Origin of the sequence: Ileibacterium valens (genome assembly GCF_001945525.1) — a bacterium.
Taxonomy (GTDB): Bacteria; Bacillota_I; Bacilli_A; order Erysipelotrichales; family Erysipelotrichaceae; genus Ileibacterium; species Ileibacterium valens.
In genome coordinates this window covers 1-1,012 of sequence record NZ_MPJW01000038.1, presented here as the reverse complement: position 1 = coordinate 1,012, position 1,012 = coordinate 1, and the positions used below count along the sequence as shown (strand labels likewise).

At 47.8% G+C, this 1,012-nt stretch carries 2 protein-coding genes; both read right to left on the bottom strand.

The window, feature by feature from the left end; all coding sequences use genetic code 11:
• A partial coding sequence (locus BO222_RS01070; protein ID WP_178390476.1) for an IS66 family transposase zinc-finger binding domain-containing protein occupies window positions 1–731 on the bottom strand: 731 nt, incomplete at its 3' end.
• 71 nt (window positions 732–802) lie between these two features.
• Window positions 803–1,012, bottom strand: a 210-nt coding sequence (tnpB, locus tag BO222_RS01065) for an IS66 family insertion sequence element accessory protein TnpB (RefSeq protein WP_143356875.1), incomplete at its 5' end; no start/stop codon positions are given.

Sequence of the window (1,012 nt, the reverse complement as noted above, 5' to 3'; positions counted from 1 at the left end):
ATCCGGTTGACGGGCAGCTGATACAGTGCCTTGAGGGTGATGACAAGCGCCATCAGAGAGGGAGAAACCCATTTTCCAAAAAGGAGTGATTCGGGAGCCTTTGCCATGACCGGGTGAATATCAAACTCGCCTGGAAGATAACGCGGATCCCGGCTCTTCCTTTTACATTCGGGACAGCCGTAAGAAACAGAATAGTGCCGGATGATTTCCAGTTTTCCTGGAATGTATCTGACTTCATGACGGACCAGCTTTCTGCCGATCGGAGTGAGTTCCGTACCGCAGACGGAACAGATTCTCTGGTCTTCAGACAGTTCGTGAAGTTCATCTGTGACAGGAAGGTTCATCTTTTTAATAAGATCTTCCAGAGATTCCTTCGGCTTACGGGCTTTGGAACGAACAGGCCGTTTCCTTGCGGAAGCTCCGGGAGCAGGGGTTTCGGCAGAAGGACCGGATGGCTGGTCATGATCGTCCTTTTTATCTGGCTTTCTCTTTTCAGAACTCCTGCCATACTTCTGAGCAGCCATCAGCCTGATCTGAGCAGACAGATCAAGGATCGTGGCATTTGCCTGATCCAGCTGCTCTGTGAGGCTCTTAATCAGTTTTCTGTTAGCTTCATTCTCTTCCTGGCTCTTCTCATACTGAATGGTCAGCTTGTTAATGGTCTTGTTCAATTCAACCAGCTGATGAAAGAACTGGTTCTCGCTGATGTTGCTCGTATTGATTTCTGACATAATTTTCCCTGTTTAAATTATACCATAAATCAGACTGAAATCGCTTTATTTAAAGCGTTTTCGGCACTATTCTATCTCCTTTTTACTGTTGTTTTCTGCTCTGGAGAGAGCCCCTCAAGCAGCCATCTCAGCTGCTGCGGGCTAAGTTCTCTGACCTCGTTTTTGTCTCTCGGCCATCGAAAATGGCCGTCATCCAACCGTTTATAGAGCAGCAGAAATCCATCCTGCTGCCAAAGAAGGCCTTTGATTCTGTCCGCTCTTCTGCCGCAGAACAGGAACAG